We start from the raw sequence: 20375 nt of genomic DNA on the forward strand, positions 1-20375 counted from the left end.
TGAGATGATACGAATCAAAGGCATGCTAATCAGGACGCCATTATTATATTCGTAACCTGCTTGTTATCTCCTAATCAGATTAAAGCAAGCCGTGTTCTTAATGTCACGTTTTATAGACAGGAAGAGTATTTTGACTACTGAAACTCATACTCTGCATACTCAAGAGATATTAGAGCTATTGCCTCACCGATTCCCGTTTCTGCTGGTAGACCGCGTCCTGGATTTTGAGCAAGGGAAATTCCTGCGAGCAGTAAAGAATGTTTCCTTTAATGAACCTTTTTTTCAAGGGCATTTTCCCGGAAAACCAATTTTTCCTGGCGTGCTCATTCTGGAGGCTATGGCGCAGGCGACCGGCATTCTGGCATTTAAGAGCAAGGGCAAACTAGCACCAGGAGAACTGTATTATTTTGCCGCTATTGATGAAGCTCGTTTTAAGCGCCCCGTTCAACCAGGTGATCAAATGATTCTTGAAGTGGCATTTATTAAAGAGCGTCGAGGCGTCGCACGCTTTACGGGTATTGCTAAAGTTGATGGCGAACTGGCTTGCGAAGCGTCGATGATGTGCGCCCGTCGCCAGGTGGCCTGAATACGTGATTGATCCATCTGCCTTTATACATCCCAGCGCCATCGTAGAAGATGGGGCCATTATCCACGCTAACGTACATATAGGTCTATTTTGTGTTATCGGACCTCAGGTTGAAATCGGCGCACGCACGGTGCTACAATCCCACGTAGTCGTGAACGGTATTACCTATATAGGTGAAGACAATCAGATTTATCCCTTTTCCTCTCTAGGCGATGTCAATCAAGATTTAAAATATGCTGGGGAAGCAACACGGGTGGAAATCGGGCACCGTAATCAAATTAGAGAGAGTGTAACTATTCATCGTGGCACGATACAAGGAGGAGAAGTTACTCGGATCGGCAGTGATAATTTACTCATGGTAAACACCCATGTTGCTCACGATTGCAATGTCGGTAATCGCTGTATTATGGCCAATAATGCAACCCTAGCTGGCCATGTGGTAGTGGACGACTACGCTATTATTGGCGGTATGACTGCAGTGCATCAGTTTTGTATTATCGGTGCACACGTTATGGTCGGCGGTTGTTCCGGTGTCACCCAAGACGTGCCACCTTTCGTTATTGCTCAAGGTAATCATGCTACACCCTTCGGCTTGAATATCGAAGGCCTGAAACGTCGTGGTTTCGATCGAGTCGAACTCAGCGCGATACGCGCTGCTTATAAGATTATTTATCGCAGCGGTAAAACCCTGGATGAAGCTAAGTCGGCTTTAGCCGAACTCGCAGAGGAACATCAAGTAGTCAATACTTTCCTTAAGTTTTTATCCCGCTCACGGCGCGGGATCATTCGCTGATCATGTTAGCACGTCCAATTACTATCGGTTTAGTGGCTGGAGAAACCTCTGGTGATATTCTTGGCGCTGGGTTAATACGTGCGCTACGCGGACATTTATCAGAGATCCGCTTTGTCGGCGTTGCTGGTCCGCGAATGCAGGCTGAAGGGATGGAAGCCTGGTATGATATGGAAGAACTAGCAGTAATGGGTATTATGGAAATAATTGAACGACTACCTCGGCTCTTACGTATCCGCCGCGACCTGACACGCCGCTTTGCCGCTTTACTACCTGACGTCTTTGTTGGTATTGACGCTCCAGAGTTTACACTTGCTCTAGAAAGTCGTCTTAAACGACTTGGAATTCGTACTATTCATTATGTCAGTCCATCTGTGTGGGCTTGGCGGAAAAAACGAGTGTTTAAAATCGGCCGAGCTACAGACAACATATTAGCCTTCTTGCCATTTGAGAAAGCATTATACGATCGCTATAACATTCCATGTCAGTTTATCGGGCATACACTAGCTGACATGATACCACTTGATCCGGACAAAGCGGCCGCACGTAAAGCACTAGGTATTCCCCCCCACGTGCGCTGCTTAGCCTTGCTACCAGGAAGCCGCCAAAGTGAAATAGCGATGCTAAGCGCAGATTTTCTGCGTGCTGCTGACCGGGTGAGACAACATTTCCCAGGGCTTGAAATTATCGTGCCACTCGTAAATTCAGCCCGGCGAGCACAATTTGAACGCATCCAAGCAGAGGTAGCACTACCCCTCCCGGTAAGACTTTTAAATGATAATCAATCCCATCAGGCAATGATTGCCGGAGATGTAGCGCTGCTGGCTTCGGGTACCGCCGCTTTAGAGTGTATGTTAGCAAAGTGCCCTATGGTAGTAGCCTACCGAATGAAATCACCAACTTTTACGTTAGCACGATGGCTCGTGAAAACCCCTTGGGTATCATTACCTAATTTGCTGGCTGGCCGTGAGCTCGTTAAGGAATTATTACAAAAAGCCTGCGAGCCAACTGCACTAGCAGAAGCTCTAGTAATGCTGCTTGATGACAATCATCAGCGCCACGCGCTAGTAACCACATTTCGCCAATTACATCAAGAGATTCGCTGTAATGCCGATGAACAAGCAGCAAGCGCTGTATTAGCGTTAATTAATCGTTAATGCTTTTTCATTACTGATGCTACCTATAACTTAATCTTATATTCATCTAGAAAGAATACGTATCTTGGGCGTTAACAAAGCGAGGGGGTCTTTAATAGGCAAAGTAGAGGACCCCAGTTGTAAGCCTAAATCCCACTTATCTGTTCTCAAGTTTGGAAGACTTAAAAACTTATTGAACGCGTTGTAATACACTACACAGAAACATTACTAATGTACACTAACCTAATATATTAGCGATATATCAATGGCTTAATATTAAAATAATGAATTTATTTTAAGCTGCAATGCTAGTAATACAGCTCACTATTACGAGGCCGATATTAATCTATCATTATGTTTTACTGGATAGTAATTTTTCTGCGCCGATACTCCTGCTTTTAAAATCGATAGTCTACTTGAATCAATCCGCACCTCCCATTTTATTGCTAAAATAATACACGTCTGGAACATTAAAGTACTGTAGTTTAGTTATCAGGATATGGATTCCCCCATAATAAAGGTTTCTGACCTAGATTCATTTAGAAAAACTAGCCTTATATAGCGCAACCATGCATTATCAATGAAGCTTTGCTTCAGTACTAAACACGTACTAGAACCACTGGCATAAGTGAGTCATGCATCGTAGCGTCACCATCTAAAATCAGGTAAAAAACATGGCCGCACCACGTTTTATTCATCTGCATATACATAGCGACTATTCTATGATCGACGGGCTGACCAAAGTTGACGCATTGGTAAAAAAAGCGGCATCTCTGCATATGCCAGCGCTAGCTATTACCGATTTTAGCAATTTATGCGGGCTGATTAAATTTTATAACACCGCACATAAGGCGGGTATTAAACCAATTATAGGCGTTGATTGTTTCATGCATAGTGACATGTTGGGCAATGAACTAGCGGATTTGAGTATTTTGGCAGCCAATAATGTGGGTTACCAGCATCTAATTCTGCTAATTTCAAACGCCTACAAACGCGGATATAGCGCTGCTGGACCAGTCATCGACCGAAATTGGTTAATGAAGCATAACGAAGGATTAATTTTACTTTCGGGCGCACGAAAAGGGGATGTTGGCAAGTACTTAATACGTGGCAAGATGTCTCAAGTAGAACAGTGTTTAGCCTTCTACGAACTCTATTTCCCCGACCGCTATTATTTAGAACTTATCCGCACTGGTCGAGAAGAAGAAGAGCGTTATCTACACGCTGCAGTGAAATTAGCAGCTAATCGAAACCTACCGATAGTAGCAACTAATGACGTAAGATTTAACAATGTAAGCGACTTCGATGCCCATGAGATCCGGGTAGCGATTCATGATGGATTCACTCTTAGTGATGGTAAACGACCACGCACTTATAGTCCACAGCAGTATATGCGCACCGAAGAAGAAATGTGTATACTCTTCGCTGATCTTCCGGAAGCTTTAGCGAACAGCGTAGAAATTGCTAGACGCTGTAATGTGATCATCCGTCTCGATGAATATTTCCTACCCCAATTTCCGACCGGTGAAATGTCTACTGAGGATTACCTCATCAAATGTGCACACGCAGGTCTGGAAGACCGATTAACCCTCCTCTTTCCTCACGGCAATACACGAGAAGAAAAACGCTTTTCCTATGACGAACGTTTAGATACTGAACTCAAGGTCATAAACCAGATGGGGTTTCCAGGTTATTTTTTAATCGTGATGGAGTTTATCCAATGGTCTAAGGATAATGGGATACCTGTAGGACCTGGTCGAGGATCTGGTGCAGGCTCTTTAGTGGCCTATTCATTAAAAATTACCGACATTGATCCATTAGAGTTTGATCTACTATTCGAACGTTTTTTAAATCCAGAACGCGTATCGATGCCGGATTTTGATATTGATTTCTGCATGGAAAAACGCGATCTAGTAATTGATCACGTAGCCGAAACATACGGCCGCAACGCGGTTTCCCAAATCATTACATTCGGTACGATGGCAGCAAAAGCGGTCATTCGTGACGTCGGGCGAGTATTGGAACATCCTTACGGTTTCGTCGATCGCATTGCGAAACTGATACCACTCGATCCTGGAATGACCCTAGAAAAAGCTTTGGTTACCGTACCGCAATTGCAAACAATCTATAATGGCGATGAAGAAGTCAAGACATTGATTGACATGGCTAAAAAGCTTGAAGGGGTGATACGAAATGCAGGCAAACATGCTGGAGGCGTGGTAATTGCACCCACTAAAATTACTGATTTTACACCACTTTACTGTGATTCTGAAGGCAACTATCCAGTTACCCAGTTCGACAAGAACGATGTGGAATGCACTGGCCTAGTAAAATTTGACTTTCTCGGCTTGCGTACTCTCACGATCATAAACTGGGCACTAGATATGATTAATTCACAACGTATACGACAAGGTCTAGAACCCATCAATATCACTACTATTCCACAACAGGATGCAAAAAGTTTTGATATGCTGCAGCGCTCCGAAACCACTGCAATATTTCAGTTAGAATCGCGCGGTATGAAAGATCTAATTAAGCGTCTACAACCTGATTGTTTTGAAGATATTATCGCATTAGTAGCATTATTCCGCCCCGGACCGTTACAATCAGGCATGGTAGATAACTTTATCGATCGCAAACATGGACGTGAAGCCATCTCTTATCCCGATATTGAATGGCAACACCCATCGCTTCAACCCATTCTCGAACCAACCTATGGTATCATTCTTTATCAAGAACAAGTTATGAAGATAGCCCAGGTTCTTGCAGGTTATACCCTAGGCGGTGCAGATATGCTACGACGTGCGATGGGGAAAAAGAAAACCGAAGAAATGGCTAAAGAACGCTCGGTATTTAAATCCGGAGCAGAAAGTATTGGTGTTAACGGAAAACTATCAATGAAGATCTTCGATCTTCTCGAGAAATTCGCCGGCTACGGCTTCAATAAATCCCATTCTGCTGCCTATGCGCTAATCTCGTATCAAACGTTATGGCTAAAAACACATTATCCCGCCGAATTTATGGCGGCAGTGATGTCTGCAGATATGGACAATACTGAAAAAATAGTAGGCTTGATTGACGAATGTTTACGCATGGGTCTTAAGGTATTACCACCAGATATTAACACCGGTCAATACCATTTTTACGTTAATCAAAACGGTGAAATAGTTTACGGAATCGGAGCAATTAAAGGTGTCGGAGAAAAACCTGTTAAAATCATTATTAAGGCACGAAACCAGTACGGTCCATTTCGTAAATTATTTGATCTATGTGCCTATGCTGATATAAAAAAAATCAACCGCCGAGTTCTTGAAAAGCTAATTATGGCTGGTGCCTTTGACCGCCTAGGTCCGCATCGCGCAGCGCTGATTCATTCTCTCAGCAGTGCTCTCAAGACTGCTAATCAACACGCTAAAACTGAGGCCATTGGTCAAGGTGACATGTTCGGCATAATTACTCAACCAATGGAAACAGTAGAGAGTGTGTATAATAGCGTGCTACCTTGGCCTGAGCAGGTACTTTTAGATCGAGAACGTGACACGCTTGGTTTCTACTTGACGGGCCACCCAATTACTCAATATCTTTACGAAATTAAACAATATACGGGTGGGATTCGTCTCAAGGATCTACACCCCACCTCACGCGGAACAATAGTTATCGCAGTAGGCATAGTACTCACTACTCGAGTCATACTCACTAAGCGTGGCAACCGAATCGGCATTTGTACCTTGGACGATCATTCTGCCAGACTAGATGTACTTCTGTTTAGAAAAACACTAGAAAAATACCAGCATTTACTAAAAAAAGACCGTATTCTTATCGCTCAGGGAGAAGTGAACATTGATAATTTTAACGGCGGTTTAAAGATGATCGCGCATGAAATCATGGACATTAATGAAGCACGTGAAAAATATGCACATGGACTTGGTATATTGCTAACCGATAAACAAATTGATGAGCAGTTTCTAAAACGTCTCCGTTTGTCGTTAGAATTGCATAGATTTGGGACGATTCCAGTACATCTTTATTATCAACGAAAAAATATGCATGCACGGCTTCGGTTTGGAGAAACATGGAGAGTGAAGCCCAGTGACAGTTTACTGAATGATTTGCGAACACTTGTAGGAAATGAACAGGTGAAATTAGAATTTGATTAGTAAGGAATACTATGAGTCTGAATTTTCTTGATTTTGAACAGCCAATTGCAGAGCTGGAAGCAAAAATTGATTCTCTGACAGCAGTTAGCCGTCAAGACGAAAAATTAGACATTAATTTAGATGAAGAAATTCATCGTCTACGTGAACAAAGCGTAGAGCTAACGCGAAAAATTTTTTCTGATCTGGGTGCCTGGCAAATTGCCAAGCTAGCACGACATCCAATGCGTCCTTATACACTAGATTATTTTCGCCATATTTTTACTGATTTTGACGAACTAGCCGGTGACCGCTCCTATGCCGATGATAAAGCTATTGTCGGCGGCATTGCGCGTCTAAACTCAAGACCAATTATGATCATCGGCCACCAAAAAGGACGGGAAACCAAAGAAAAAATTCGACGCAACTTTGGAATGCCAGCTCCTGAAGGTTACCGAAAGGCTCTCCGACTAATGCAGATGGCAGATCGATTCAATCTCCCACTCCTTACCTTCATTGACACCCCAGGTGCCTATCCAGGAGTGGGTGCAGAAGAGCGAGGGCAATCTGAAGCTATTGCCAAAAATCTTCGAGAAATGTCATGCCTACGGATTCCGATAATTTGCACTGTCATAGGTGAAGGCGGTTCTGGTGGCGCGCTAGCGATTGGTGTCGGTGATAAAATCAATATGCTGCAATATAGTATTTACTCGGTAATCTCTCCTGAAGGGTGCGCTTCCATTCTCTGGAAAAGTGCGGATAAAGCACCGAACGCAGCAGAGGCGATGGGAATCATCGCATCGCGCCTAAAAGAATTAGAACTTATCGATACCATCATACCAGAGCCGCTAGGTGGTGCCCATCGTGATGTATCAACGATTGCTGCTTCTCTAAAAAAACAGCTATTAGCGGATCTCGCCGATCTTGACGGTCTAAGTATAGAAGAATTACTGAATCGCCGTTATCACCGCCTAATGAATTACGGTTATTGCTAAACCACCAATATTAGATGTTATGACTTATAGTGTATCAATTTTATATACTAAAAATTACCGTTTTCATTACTGGATTTTCAGTATAACCATGCTGTCATATACCTTGATGGATGTGATAAACAGATAAAAATAATAATGCTGTATCTTCACGCCAAGATAAGAATCTTGGCTTCGAGCTTAAGTCGAACATAAGATTTAGGTTGATAACAAGCTTTCATTTATCATAACTAAATATTTAAATCACTTCCATTCGCATTCATCTTGTATAGATGATAAACATAATAAATTATTTTGTGTGGAAAATATTTTTTTACATGAGATACAAAATCTTACGGATTTACTTATACATAAAGATAAAGCATACGAGAATATGAATTTTTATATACCTTTAAAACTAAAATTACGCACCATGTTCAGTCACATCAATTTGTTAGTAACAAATAACATTTAAAAAGAATTATAAAGTGTCTTATTAATATGAAAAAATACAAAATATGCAAGCAATATAAATAGAACCCTATGTGTACGAAGCTTGACATAGAATCCACTCTAGACTCAACGCGATATCTGAAGATTAATAATATAGGCGAGTTCGCTTCGAAAGGTTTCTCAACGAGAAACTAAAGAATCAGTCACTGTATTCTAGTGAATAGGTTCGCCACTGCCCCCACCCCTGTGAGAACAGGGAGATGTATTTCATTCTACAATATAACTCGAAAAAAATGGTATCCTAAAATTATTATTAATGCAAATCACAACATTTAGCAAAGGCTCATCATGGAGTCTATCATGACACACAAGCTCACTTGGCAAGATACTCTTTCACAGGAAAAAACACTACCCTATTTCCAAAACACTCTAGATTTTATCGCTAAAGAACGGACAGCAGGAATTACCATCTATCCGCCAGATAAGGATGTCTTCAATGCCTTTCGTTTTACAGAATTAAATGCGGTAAAAGTGGTCATCTTAGGACAGGATCCTTATCACGGTCCTAGTCAAGCGCATGGACTTGCTTTTTCTGTCAACCTAAGCGTGCCTATCCCACCTTCGTTACTTAATATTTATAGAGAATTAGCTCGGGATATTTCTGGATTTCTTATACCAAAACACGGTTGTTTACAGCAATGGACACAACAGGGAGTCTTCTTACTCAATACGGTGCTGACGGTGGAAGCGGGGAAAGCCCATTCTCACGGTAACCTGGGTTGGAAAATATTTACTGATAAAGTAATTGAAATACTCAACATACACCGTGAAGGAATCATTTTTTTGTTATGGGGTGCCGAGGCTCAAAAAAAAGCCGGTCTTATTGACTTAAGACGTCACCATATTCTCAAAACAGCACATCCCTCCCCCTTATCCGCCCATCGCGGATTTTTTAACTGTCATCATTTCTCCCGAACTAACACTCTGCTTAAACAGCACAACCAGCAACCTATCGACTGGAGAGTAACTTAAGCAACAGATTAATTTAAAATTTCGAGACTAAGAAGATAATTATCTGTGTTGCAGACATAGATAATATTTTTATATGGCTACTTAAACTTTATTGGATGGTAAATGAAATTATATTTCACTAAGCACTGCTTCAGTGCTTAAGCAGTAATACTAGCGTGGAATATTATATCTTTTTATAAAATACTTTGTAACTTCAAAGCCTTAATAAGGCTAAACTAGAGATGACGCACGCTTATTATTTTTCTGAAGTACAACTTCAACCGAAAATATACTCCTCCGTTCTAAATACGGAGATATGCTATCATAATATTTTCTCTACATCAAATCTTCTATCAGCTATGTTCCCAGAACAATACACTTCACCACTTTCGTTATAGTAAAAATATTTTAACTCTAGATCTTCTGTCGCAAAGTTCGCCTATCATGGGCAAAAACAATAAAAACTCCAGAGTGAAGAAATACCACAAGTATCCCGATAATGCGCTTGAATACTATATTTTAACTTTTATACACAACATCATAATCGCTGAGACGTATGACAGCGACGATACTACTGATCTGAAGAAAAAGGCAATCCTGCCTAATTATTTTTAGACTGTATTGTATATAATACACTCATAATATGTGCTTTGGATAAAAGTATCCATGCGATCTATAAATAGATATATCCACTATATTAGTATAACTAATATATTTGTATGCAAAAAAGACACCTATAATTTATCAGATCACATATGAAGCAAAGGCATTGCTCATTAGAAAAGTACTATAATTTAAATTTATATATTCATGATCAATATCTTCCTCCTAAAACCATCTCATTATACTGTTTCAAACAGTACATGATCTCCTTTACTTTTAGGAAATCTTAATTTTTCATACATGATGAATGAGAGAAATATTGTTTTTAACTTTTCTTTCGCGATGTCTTATCTACACCGGTTTAACATGGTAATTAGGAACTTCAATAGTTTTTTTCAAAGAATTTAATCCTTTGACAATACCTTGTAATTATTTATATACTTCCACACACTGCTTTAAAAGCAGGCATATATCATACAGTAGTAAGTCAAATTTCCAAAGAATTCATGGAGATATCTCTCATAATTTATTTTTGATTAACTTTAAGAATGAAGCATCGGAAAGTTATGTCGATTTTAGCATGACTCTTACTTAACAACATTTCATTCCCCCATGCCACCCTAAAAACATTAAAGTCAAACTGTTAAAATTGTCGAGTATATATGCTGTTGAGTGACATATTCAACTTTCACCACTGATAAACGGGAGTACCAAATACCACTAGCTACATACGTCATACATCTAAAGATGCCATCAACCTTAAGGGTTAAGCAGGGTATTACTGCTTACTGGTTGATTACTAATCATATCAAGAATAACTATGTCAAAATATCATTTACATACCACCGTATTACTCAATGAGGCAGTAAACAGCCTGAATCTCCGTTCCGATGGCATTTATTTAGATGGAACTTTTGGTCGTGGTGGGCACTCACGTCTTATTTTATCAAGACTGGCACCGAAAGGAAAATTGTTCGCGATCGATTGCGATCCCCTGGCAGTTCAAGCAGCACAAACCATTAATGATGCGCGTTTTACTATTATCCATGGATCTTTTTCTGGCATAGTAGATTACATGACAACATGGAACTTGCTAGGCCGAGTTGACGGAATATTATTAGATTTTGGCGTCTCATCGACGCAGATCGATGATCCGGACCGTGGTTTTTCATTTATGCATGACGGGCCGCTAGATATGCGTATGGATACTACACGCACTCAATCTGCCTCCGAATGGCTAGCAAAAGCATCGGAGAAGGAGATCGCCTGGGTCTTAAAGACCTTCGGTGAAGAACGCTTTGCAAAGCGTATTTCTCAGGCTATTGTTCTACGAAATCGCCAGAAACTCATAACACGTACTTTTGAACTTGCATCGTTAATTGTCGATACCATCCCATTTCCCGATAAACATAAGCATCCAGCAAGACGAAGCTTCCAAGCTATCCGCATATATATTAACCGTGAGCTTGAAGAAATCGAACGAGTACTAAAGGGCACTCTAAAAGTTCTGGCCCCCGGCGGCAGACTGTCAATCATTAGCTTTCATTCACTAGAAGATCGTCTAGTGAAGCATTTTATTCGTCAATACAGTCAAAGACCACAAATCCTGGCAGGACTCCCACTTACAGAAATGCAAATTTCAAGACAGTACACTGATCATCGTCAATTGAAAGCAATCGGGAGAATAACGCCTTCATTACAAGAGGTAAATAATAATCCTCGGGCGAGAAGTGCGCTGCTTCGGTTCGCTGAGAAACTGCCACAATTACCAATAACACATGGTAAAGCCTAAGTGAGATTATTTTTAATACTATGCCAAAACAAGGAAAGTGGTAACTGCTTTCACCACTGTTTTACTCAATTGTTTTTGAAAATCACTGATCAAACTCATCATGTCACGAATGAATATGTTTGATAATTAAAACCATAAGACTATTCTTATCATAGAATATCTTTATATATAGCCCATAAACCCATCACAAAAATATTTTTTTTCGCAGTAATCTAGATAAATCAATATATCGATAAATGCTCGATATATTGATTTAATGTAAGTATCAATAGAAAAAAACAAACTCTACCTCTAGTATTTCTGATTACCATATCATCATGATCCTTATCATCTCACTATAAGTAACACTTCGGCTGTTATATCTTTATCGCATCACTTATACAGAGGGAATGCGCCACTAAAAGATAATATGTATCACGAATACCACCGGCTTCTTCTCCCGCCCAAAATAATAGGAGATCCCACCGATTCTCTGCTAACGATCGGTTACAACAATCAAATTGATTTGATAGACCTAAATGATCATAGGGAATAAGCCTTAACCAACATCAGCATAGATATGCTGTCTAATATAATTATTACATAATATTTTCATATCAGACTTACAGTCAATTTATAATGCTCATAATTAATTTACCATTTGATGGTATATAATTAATAGCTATTAAATTTAAGATACATTAGGTTACTCTAAATAAACTATAACTGGAATGTTAAAAAAAACACCAATCTGGGGTGCAACTCTGCTACTATCAACGTATCCGGAATTAACGCACGCCTGAGCGTCAACTAGGAAGAAATACAGAGAGCTAGTCCAAAAAAAACTTATCATCACTTATTGTCCTATCAATCACGTTGTTTCAATGTGCATGAAAAAATACTTTCTCTTTCCACGACATACTTATAGTGACTTTCTTACAATGAGTGCGTTAACGCTAGAATCGGCGATATAGGTATGCTGAGAGAACTCTATATCACCTATCTTGTTCTCTTCTGACCCAAAGAACACATCTTTCTTATATCGATAAGACACGATATATTAGACATAACAGCAATCTTAAAACTACTAGTAGTAGTGCCCTGAACATCTAGCATCAAGGCCATCATATTGCTATCAATAGCCACACTACCCAAAAGAACATATCAAATGACAATTATATCAATCAATATAACCACCTAGATCACCTTGGGGGGCAGTTCTATCAGTAATCTAATATTTACCGCTGATCATGGTGACAACTGCCCTACAAGCCAGCACATTCTACAGTAGAGTACCATTACATCAATATTCATTGCCATCATGTAATGGAAAATTGCGCAATATAAACATAGATCCAGATGTACTAGCGCAATTCGGAAAACGATCCTACACGCTCGTTAATAATCGAAAGAGGCATTAGTGGAAAATCGTAATTTGAGCAATCTACTCGCGCCTTGGGTGCCTAATGCTCCGAATCGCATGCTGAAGGAAATGACACTGGACAGCCGTCATGCAGCCACAGGCGATCTATTTTTAGCTATTTCTGGATATCAGACAGATGGACGGCGCTATATTCTCCAAGCCATCGCGCAAGGTGTCTCCGCAGTTATTGCACAAACGAACTCTGAGGCCGAAGAAGGTAAAATCTATGAGCTAAATGGCATCCCTCTCATTTTTTTACATCGTCTGCATGAACGGTTATCCGCGCTGGCTGGACGTTTTTATGATCAGCCCTCTTGGGCACTTCGCCTGGTTGGCGTTACCGGTACCAATGGTAAAACCACTACCGCTCATCTTTTAGCACAGTGGGCAAAATTACTAGGAGAGGTAAGCTCCGTCATGGGGACTATAGGCAACGGCATGATTGGACATATGCGACCTGCCGCACATACTACTGCCTTAGCCAATGAAGTGCAAAAAACACTATCACAGCTGCATCAGAAAGGCGCGAGCTTTACAGCTATGGAAGTCTCCTCTCACGGCCTAGTACAGCACCGAGTCAACGCGTTGCACTTTTCTGCCGCAATTTTCACTAATCTAAGTCGTGACCACCTAGATTATCATGGTGATATGAAGCAGTATGAAGCGGCAAAATGGCGACTATTAAATGAACTAGACGTTGGTCTGCGAATCATCAACATTGATGATACTATCGGCCGGCGATGGCTATATAAGCTACCAGAGGCAATTGCCGTATCAATCCACAGCAATTTGCCCACTCAATGGAAGGGGGGATGGTTATGCGCGTCTAAAATAGAGTATCATTCGCGCGGAACGGATATTTCCTTTCGCTCTAGCTGGGGAGACGGAACCATCCAGAGTCCATTGCTTGGAGAATTCAACGTTAGCAATCTGCTACTAGCGCTAACAACGCTACTCGGACTCGGCTACTCACTACGACAACTTCTTGACACGGCTGACCATCTACAATCAGTGTTTGGACGTATGGAAATGTTTTACGCCCCTGGCTATCCTCAAACATTAGTTGATTATGCTCACACCCCTGATGCACTAGAAAAAGCATTGATAGCAGCTAGGCTTCATTGCTACGGTAAACTCTGGTGCGTTTTTGGTTGCGGTGGCGATCGCGATAAAGGTAAGCGGCCGCTAATGGGAGCTGTAGCCGAGCAATATGCCGATCGGGTAATCATTACCAATGACAATCCGCGGGGGGAGGCTGAACAGGATATTATTAACAATATTAAAAGTGGGTTACTAGATGTGAACCGTACCCAGGTAATTGCAAGCCGTGTAGAGGCGGTAACCAGCGCTATAATGGAAGCTTCGCCGACAGATATAGTCCTAGTAGCCGGGAAAGGCCATGAAGATTATCAAATCATTCATCAGAAGCGGTTGGTCTATTCAGACCGTACCACGGTTGCAAAAATATTAGGGTGTTGGCATGATTCCATTTAATCTTAATACCATGGCACACATTCTTAACGCCGAATTGGTAGGCGAAAATCACATTATCTTAAATGTAATCACCGACTCCCGAAGCATCGACCAAAGAGAAAGATGTTTATTTATTGCGCTGCAAGGGAAGCGATTCGACGCTCATGATTTTGCTAAAGAAGCCATCGAAAATACTGCTACAGCGCTCCTAGTTAATCGTCGATTATCTCTAGATGTACCTCAGTTGATTGTCTCTGATACTTACCAAGCCCTAGGAAAAATTGGTGCATGGATACGCCAGCAAGTACCGGCAAGAATTATCGCCTTGACAGGTTCTTCTGGAAAAACCTCAGTGAAGGAAATGACCGCCACAATCCTGAAAGAATGCGGTTGCGTCCTTGCAACAGAGCAGAATGATAACAACTATATCGGTGTATCCCAGACACTGCTGCGTTTAACGCAGGAACATGATTTTGCAGTTATTGAGCTAGGCGCCAATAATCTTGGTGAGATCGCTCGAGCTACTGATCTGGTACATCCAGAAACTGCCCTGGTAAACAATCTTTCTGAGGCACATATAGCCGGATTCGGTTCACTGTCGAATATCGCAAAGGCCAAAGGTGAGATCTTTACTGGTCTTCAGATAAACGGACGAGGCATCTTTAATGCTGATAGCCATGCTTGGGCACGCTGGAAGAAGATTCTAATCCATAAAAAAGTCTGGAGTTTCAGTATTAATACCCAGAAGAATACCAATTTTTTTGCTAGTGATATTATAAGTGATCAGAAAGGGATACATTTTATTCTGCATAGTCCGAAAGGAACATGCCCAATATCACTGCCTTTACTAGGCAAGCATAATGCCGCTAATGCCTTGGCTGCCGCTGCATTGGCGATGTCGGTTGGGGCCGGGTTAAAGGCAGTGTCTAGCGGATTGGCAAAAGTGAAATCCATCTCGGGACGACTATTCCCCATACAACTTGGCCCTGGTCAACTGTTACTTGACGACACCTATAACGCCAACGTTGGGTCCATGACTGCTGGCGTACAAGTTCTTGCAGATATGCCGGGGTATCGCGTAATGGTGGTAGGTGATATGACGGAATTAGGAGAACAATCGGATGCCTCTCATCGACAGGTCGGCACAGCCATTACCTTGACTACTATTGATGAAGTATTAAGCATTGGCAACCGAAGTTACCTTATTGGTGAGGCCAGTGGCCGAAATAAACATTTTCAAGATAAAGCGGCGCTTACCGCTTACCTAGCGCTACTGCTTTCCCAGCAAGCAGTAATAACTATATTAGTTAAGGGTTCACGTTGTGCAAAAATGGAACAAATTGTACACACTTTACAGGAGAAAGCAGTATGTTAGTTTGGCTCGCTGAACATCTTGTTAAGTTTTATTCAGGGTTTAATATCTTTTCTTACTTAACCTTTCGTGCCATTCTAAGCCTCTTGACCGCCTTATTTCTATCCCTATGGATGGGACCGCATCTAATCACCTGGCTGAAAAGATTACAAGTCCAGCAAATAGTGCGCCATGATGGACCTGAATCACATTTCAGCAAAGATGGTACGCCTACTATGGGTGGATTGATGATCCTTGCCTCAATTACGATTTCAGTGCTTATATGGGCTTATCCGTCTAACCCTTATATTTGGTGTGTACTATTTGTTCTTCTGGGGTATGGTACCATAGGTTTTATTGATGATTATCGCAAGGTAGTATGTAAAAATGCCAAAGGCCTTATTGCCTACTGGAAGTATTTTTGGCAGTCCGTGATAGCACTGCCGGTGGCGTTTACTATGTTTGAGGTAGGAAAAGATACGCCAGCAACCCAATTGGTCATACCTTTCTTTAAAGATATTGTACCACAGCTTGGAATATGGTACGTAGTTTTGGCTTACTTTGTTATTGTGGGGACTAGTAACGCCGTTAATCTAACCGATGGTTTAGACGGTCTGGCGATTATGCAAACTGTGTTTGTCGCGGGGGGCCTCGCACTGGTAGCGTGGGCTACTGGTAATGTGAATTTTTCAGGTTATTTACATATTCCATATGTACGCTTTGCTGGAGAGCTGGTGGTGGTATGTACAGCATGCGTCGGCGCCGGCATGGGATTTTTATGGTTCAACACTTATCCGGCGCAGGTGTTTATGGGTGATGTCGGATCATTAGCGCTTGGAGGGGCGATCGGGACTATCGCCGTCCTGGTACGCCAAGAATTTTTATTGCTTATAATGGGCGGTGTATTCGTCGTGGAAACACTCTCAGTCATTTTACAGGTAGGTTCGTTCAGATTACGGGGTCAGCGTATTTTCCGTATGGCACCCATTCATCACCATTATGAATTAAAAGGTTGCCCTGAGCCACGCGTCATCGTCCGTTTTTGGATTATTTCGCTAATACTAGTTTTGATCGGATTAGCAACATTGAAGGTGCGTTAACTATGACGGACTATCGGGGCGAACAGGTTCTAATTATCGGACTAGGGCTTACCGGCCTTTCGTGCATTGATTTTTTTCGGCGCCGCGGCGTAACACCTCGGGTGATGGATACTCGTTTTACACCGCCGGGCCTGGAAAAATTACCCGCTGAGATACCGCGATATCTGGGAGAACTAAATAAACAATGGTTATTCGACGCTACACTTATTATCACCAGTCCTGGTATACCCCTATCGCATCCAGACCTGACGGCGGCAGCAGCGGCCGGTATCGCCATCATCGGCGATATTGAGCTGTTTATACGTGAAGCAAAAGCACCGATAGTAGCGATAACCGGATCAAACGGCAAAAGTACCGTAACCCGTATGGTACAAGAAATGATCGCCCGAACCAACCGACAGGTTGGTGTCGGCGGTAATATAGGCTTACCGGCACTTATGCTGCTGCATCCGCCTCGAGAACTATATGTCCTAGAGTTATCAAGTTTTCAGTTAGAAACAACCCATAGTCTAAAAGCTGCGGCAGCTACCATTCTCAATATCAGCGAAGATCATATGAATCGCTATCCGTTCGGTCTACAGCAATACCGAGAAGCTAAACTAGGTATTTACGACAATGCTGAAATTTGTGTTGTCAATACGGACGATGCGCTCACTCTACCAACCGGTGGATATGACATGCGTTGTATCGGTTTTAGTTGCTCCGAGGGAAGTGACTATTCCCTGAGTCAGCGAGAGGAACAAACCTGGCTAATGGCACAGGAAAAAGTGCTCCTCAACTGTGCTGAAATGGGCGTCGTAGGTCGCCACAACTACGTTAATGCTCTAGCAGCCCTAGCGCTGACAGACGCTATTGGGATTGATCGCACGGCTAGTCTGGCAGGACTGCGCCAATTTCGCGGTTTGACACACCGCTTTGAGTTAATCCATGAACGCTACGGCGTACGCTGGATCAACGACTCTAAAGCAACCAATGTGAGCAGTACAGCAGCAGCTATAAATGCGACAAAAGTAGTAGGCACGCTACATCTTCTGATGGGCGGGGATGGTAAATCCGCTGATTTCACACCGTTAAAGTCCTGGCTACAGAGCGAAAAAGTACAGCTTTATTGTTTCGGTCAGGATAGAAAAAAACTTTCATCCCTTTGTTCCAATAATACGACATGTACAGAAAAACTGGAGCACGCAATGCAAATTATCGCCTCTCGGGTAAAGAGAGGAGATCTAGTGCTATTATCGCCAGGTTGCGCTAGCTTAGATCAATTTGCTAATTTTGAAATGCGCGGTGAAATGTTTACTAGGCTAGCTCGTGAGCTGGGATAATGCGCTTTCTTAACTTAAAAACCACATAGTGGCTTAAGGTTGTAGAGATCTAGATCACACCATACCGTATAGTAACGTATACTGATGTTAGTAACACATCACGTTAATAAAAACTGTCAAATTAATTAGTATTGGCTTTCTCATGATTATGAGAGCGCTCAAGTACGATCAGGAGATACCTCTCAAATAATGCGTATTATTTTATTACGTGCAATATTTTCTAGCATGTTTATGCTATCTTTATCTATTCTTAGCTATCGCCCTAATAATCCGATAGCGCGAGATATTCGATGCTACTGCGATTCGCAGTAGCATCTTGACTAATAATTTTAAACGTAATCTTTTACTTAAAAAGTAAAGTACGGGTGGGTAGATTGTGTCCACCCACTGCATAATTCGTTAACCGAATTATCCAAAAAGACATTGTTATACTATCTAGTTATATATGAGACGTACTGTTAGTTATTAAACCATGCAGTAACTACTTAAAATTTCATAAACGCATAAGTATCTAACAATTTAGATAACACTCGTGCTACTCTCTCCGCTTCACCTTAGAAGCGTTATGGATCTGTTGTATACCCATTCTAGCTGTCTTTTTTTTGATTATTAGTAAGCTGACAGAGTCACTTGATCGATTATTAGTCTATGAACTTTATAGGTAGTCTTACTTACTATTGCCGACCTAGATCGTATCTAGCAATTCCGTTTATTCTGAATTTTAAAGCATCATCATTCAGGAATCACTACTAACTTAGTTAATCATTAATCGCGTCTGGCAGCACACTGCTTACTTTATTTTCCTTGTGTTAGATACAAGGGTAGGCACTAGGGTGTAATGCTGGAACTTTTGAAAAATTTTTTCTTACTTAAGAAAACCTAACCATTCGGTAATGGTACACTAAAAATTAACTAATGTTTTCCGATTTTGCCCTATAATATCAGTGTCTAGTTTAGCTTTCAAGCGCTAGCATCCTGTCTATCCAAGGCTAGACATCCTTCCTAATCAGGGACAAATAGATCTTGATGTTTATTATATTAACAAGAATTCTACTCTTCAACAAGAATTTTGATACGCGCCTGACAAAATACAGAGTTCGGTAAGGAAAAGGACGATGGTACAAAAAACAAGACGACTCATTGTGATGGCTGGAGGTACAGGCGGACATGTCTTTCCAGGACTGTCTGTGGCTGAGTACCTAATCACACAGGGGTGGCAGGTTCGCTGGCTAGGTACTATTGATCGCATAGAAGCTGATTTAGTCCCGCAGCATGGCATAGATATAGACTATATCCGAATTGGTAGCCTACGCGGTAAAGGACTCAAATCTCAACTGAAAGCGTCATTACGCATTTTACCCGCTATATACCAAGCACGGAAAATAATGTGCTCCTGGCAACCGGATGTAGTACTCGGTATGGGTGGCTATGTTTCCGGACCAGGTGGCTTGGCTGCCTGGTCCTGCGGAATTCCATTAGTACTGCACGAACAAAACGGTATTGCTGGGCTGACTAATCGTCTCCTAGCAAAGATTGCTCAAAAAGTGCTCCAAGCATTCCCCGGGGCATTCCCTAATGCGGCAGTAGTAGGCAATCCGGTACGTGATGCAATATCATCACTGCCGCCACCAGAAATACGTTTTCAATATCGGACTGGACCACTTCGAGTACTAGTATTAGGCGGTAGTCAAGGTGCACACGTGTTGAATCAAGTCATGCCGGTAGTCGCTGCTCGTTTACCGAATCAATTGACTCTATGGCATCAAGTGGGTAAAGACGAGCTGGCAGAAGCCAGTCAAGGCTATGCTCTCATCAGGGAGACACAATATAAAACAGTAAAGTTTATCGATGATATCGCGGCTGCTTACGCCTGGGCTGACGTGATGGTATGTCGTGCCGGTGCACTGACGGTGAGTGAAATTGCAGCTGCCGGTCTAGCAGCTTTATTTGTGCCATTTCCACATCAAGATCGTCAGCAATATTGGAATGCAACCCCCCTGGTGAAAGTCTGCGCAGCGAAAATCATCGAGCAGACAGAATTCACAGTCGAACGGGTGAGCGCAGTACTTGCGAATTGGGATCGTTCTACACTACTAACTATGGCGCAGCGTGCAAGGGAAACGGCTATTCCCGACGCAACAATACGGGTTGCGCGGGAAGTAGCGGCTGCGGTGTAATCCTGAAAACCACATATCGACAAAACCAGAGGGGTCCCATATGCCGTCCTCAATATTTTTAAATAAAGAAATAAT

12 protein-coding genes are annotated in these 20375 nt (G+C 41.9%); all 12 read left to right on the plus strand.

Annotated features, from left to right (window positions below; all coding sequences use genetic code 11):
* Positions 1 to 130: 130 nt before the first annotated feature.
* The 12 genes from fabZ (at position 131) to murG (ending at position 20300) form a co-directional block, all read left to right on the plus strand.
* On the plus strand, positions 131 to 586 hold the full coding sequence (fabZ, locus tag GFK82_RS03260; RefSeq protein ID WP_226810610.1) for a 3-hydroxyacyl-ACP dehydratase FabZ: 456 nt from the start codon (positions 131 to 133) through the stop codon (positions 584 to 586).
* Positions 587 to 590: 4 nt separating this feature from the next.
* Positions 591 to 1379 (plus strand): acyl-ACP--UDP-N-acetylglucosamine O-acyltransferase, encoded by a 789-nt coding sequence (lpxA, locus tag GFK82_RS03265; RefSeq protein ID WP_226810611.1) that lies wholly within the window; start codon positions 591 to 593, stop codon positions 1377 to 1379.
* A gap of 2 nt (positions 1380 to 1381) precedes the next feature.
* Positions 1382 to 2533 (plus strand): lipid-A-disaccharide synthase, encoded by a 1152-nt coding sequence (gene lpxB / locus GFK82_RS03270; protein ID WP_226810613.1) that lies wholly within the window; start codon positions 1382 to 1384, stop codon positions 2531 to 2533.
* Positions 2534 to 3186: 653 nt separating this feature from the next.
* On the plus strand, positions 3187 to 6669 hold the full coding sequence (gene dnaE / locus GFK82_RS03275) for a DNA polymerase III subunit alpha (protein WP_226810615.1): 3483 nt from the start codon (positions 3187 to 3189) through the stop codon (positions 6667 to 6669).
* Positions 6670 to 6680: 11 nt separating this feature from the next.
* Positions 6681 to 7640, plus strand: coding sequence for an acetyl-CoA carboxylase carboxyl transferase subunit alpha (gene accA, locus GFK82_RS03280; RefSeq protein ID WP_226810621.1), 960 nt, complete (start codon positions 6681 to 6683; stop codon positions 7638 to 7640).
* Between the two features lie 789 nt (positions 7641 to 8429).
* Positions 8430 to 9101: a uracil-DNA glycosylase gene (gene ung, locus GFK82_RS03285; RefSeq protein ID WP_226810623.1), complete on the plus strand. Its 672-nt coding sequence runs from the start codon at positions 8430 to 8432 to the stop codon at positions 9099 to 9101.
* A 1402-nt stretch (positions 9102 to 10503) separates the two neighbouring features.
* Positions 10504 to 11475, plus strand: coding sequence for a 16S rRNA (cytosine(1402)-N(4))-methyltransferase RsmH (gene rsmH / locus GFK82_RS03290; RefSeq protein ID WP_226810629.1), 972 nt, complete (start codon positions 10504 to 10506; stop codon positions 11473 to 11475).
* A 1399-nt stretch (positions 11476 to 12874) separates the two neighbouring features.
* Positions 12875 to 14371 (plus strand): UDP-N-acetylmuramoyl-L-alanyl-D-glutamate--2,6-diaminopimelate ligase, encoded by a 1497-nt coding sequence (gene murE / locus GFK82_RS03295; RefSeq protein ID WP_226810631.1) that lies wholly within the window; start codon positions 12875 to 12877, stop codon positions 14369 to 14371.
* Positions 14358 to 15725: a UDP-N-acetylmuramoyl-tripeptide--D-alanyl-D-alanine ligase gene (murF, locus tag GFK82_RS03300; protein ID WP_226810633.1), complete on the plus strand. Its 1368-nt coding sequence runs from the start codon at positions 14358 to 14360 to the stop codon at positions 15723 to 15725. Before murE ends, murF begins: the two co-directional genes overlap by 14 nt.
* Positions 15719 to 16801 carry a phospho-N-acetylmuramoyl-pentapeptide-transferase gene (gene mraY, locus GFK82_RS03305; protein WP_226810635.1) on the plus strand — a complete coding sequence of 361 codons (1083 nt, stop codon included), beginning with the start codon at positions 15719 to 15721 and terminating at the stop codon, positions 16799 to 16801. The genes murF and mraY overlap by 7 nt, the downstream gene beginning before the upstream one ends.
* A gap of 2 nt (positions 16802 to 16803) precedes the next feature.
* Positions 16804 to 18123 carry a UDP-N-acetylmuramoyl-L-alanine--D-glutamate ligase gene (gene murD, locus GFK82_RS03310; protein ID WP_226810636.1) on the plus strand — a complete coding sequence of 440 codons (1320 nt, stop codon included), beginning with the start codon at positions 16804 to 16806 and terminating at the stop codon, positions 18121 to 18123.
* A 1115-nt stretch (positions 18124 to 19238) separates the two neighbouring features.
* Entirely contained in the window at positions 19239 to 20300 is a 1062-nt protein-coding gene (gene murG, locus GFK82_RS03315) for an undecaprenyldiphospho-muramoylpentapeptide beta-N-acetylglucosaminyltransferase (RefSeq protein ID WP_226810638.1), read from the plus strand.
* Positions 20301 to 20375: the final 75 nt, after the last annotated feature.

Origin of the sequence: Candidatus Steffania adelgidicola, from assembly GCF_020541225.1 — a bacterium.
Taxonomy (GTDB): domain Bacteria; phylum Pseudomonadota; class Gammaproteobacteria; order Enterobacterales; family Enterobacteriaceae; genus Steffania; species Steffania adelgidicola.

What these genes read in the sequence shown, in the direction of transcription:
- lpxB (WP_226810613.1), top strand. Translation starts at nt 1,382, where the DNA reads ATGTTAGCACGTCCAATTACTATCGGTTTAGTGGCTGGAGAAACCTCT.
- dnaE (WP_226810615.1), top strand. Translation starts at nt 3,187, where the DNA reads ATGGCCGCACCACGTTTTATTCATCTGCATATACATAGCGACTATTCT.
- accA (WP_226810621.1), top strand. Translation starts at nt 6,681, where the DNA reads ATGAGTCTGAATTTTCTTGATTTTGAACAGCCAATTGCAGAGCTGGAA.
- ung (WP_226810623.1), top strand. Translation starts at nt 8,430, where the DNA reads ATGACACACAAGCTCACTTGGCAAGATACTCTTTCACAGGAAAAAACA.
- rsmH (WP_226810629.1), top strand. Translation starts at nt 10,504, where the DNA reads ATGTCAAAATATCATTTACATACCACCGTATTACTCAATGAGGCAGTA.
- murF (WP_226810633.1), top strand. Translation starts at nt 14,358, where the DNA reads ATGATTCCATTTAATCTTAATACCATGGCACACATTCTTAACGCCGAA.
- mraY (WP_226810635.1), top strand. Translation starts at nt 15,719, where the DNA reads ATGTTAGTTTGGCTCGCTGAACATCTTGTTAAGTTTTATTCAGGGTTT.
- murD (WP_226810636.1), top strand. Translation starts at nt 16,804, where the DNA reads ATGACGGACTATCGGGGCGAACAGGTTCTAATTATCGGACTAGGGCTT.
- murG (WP_226810638.1), top strand. Translation starts at nt 19,239, where the DNA reads ATGGTACAAAAAACAAGACGACTCATTGTGATGGCTGGAGGTACAGGC.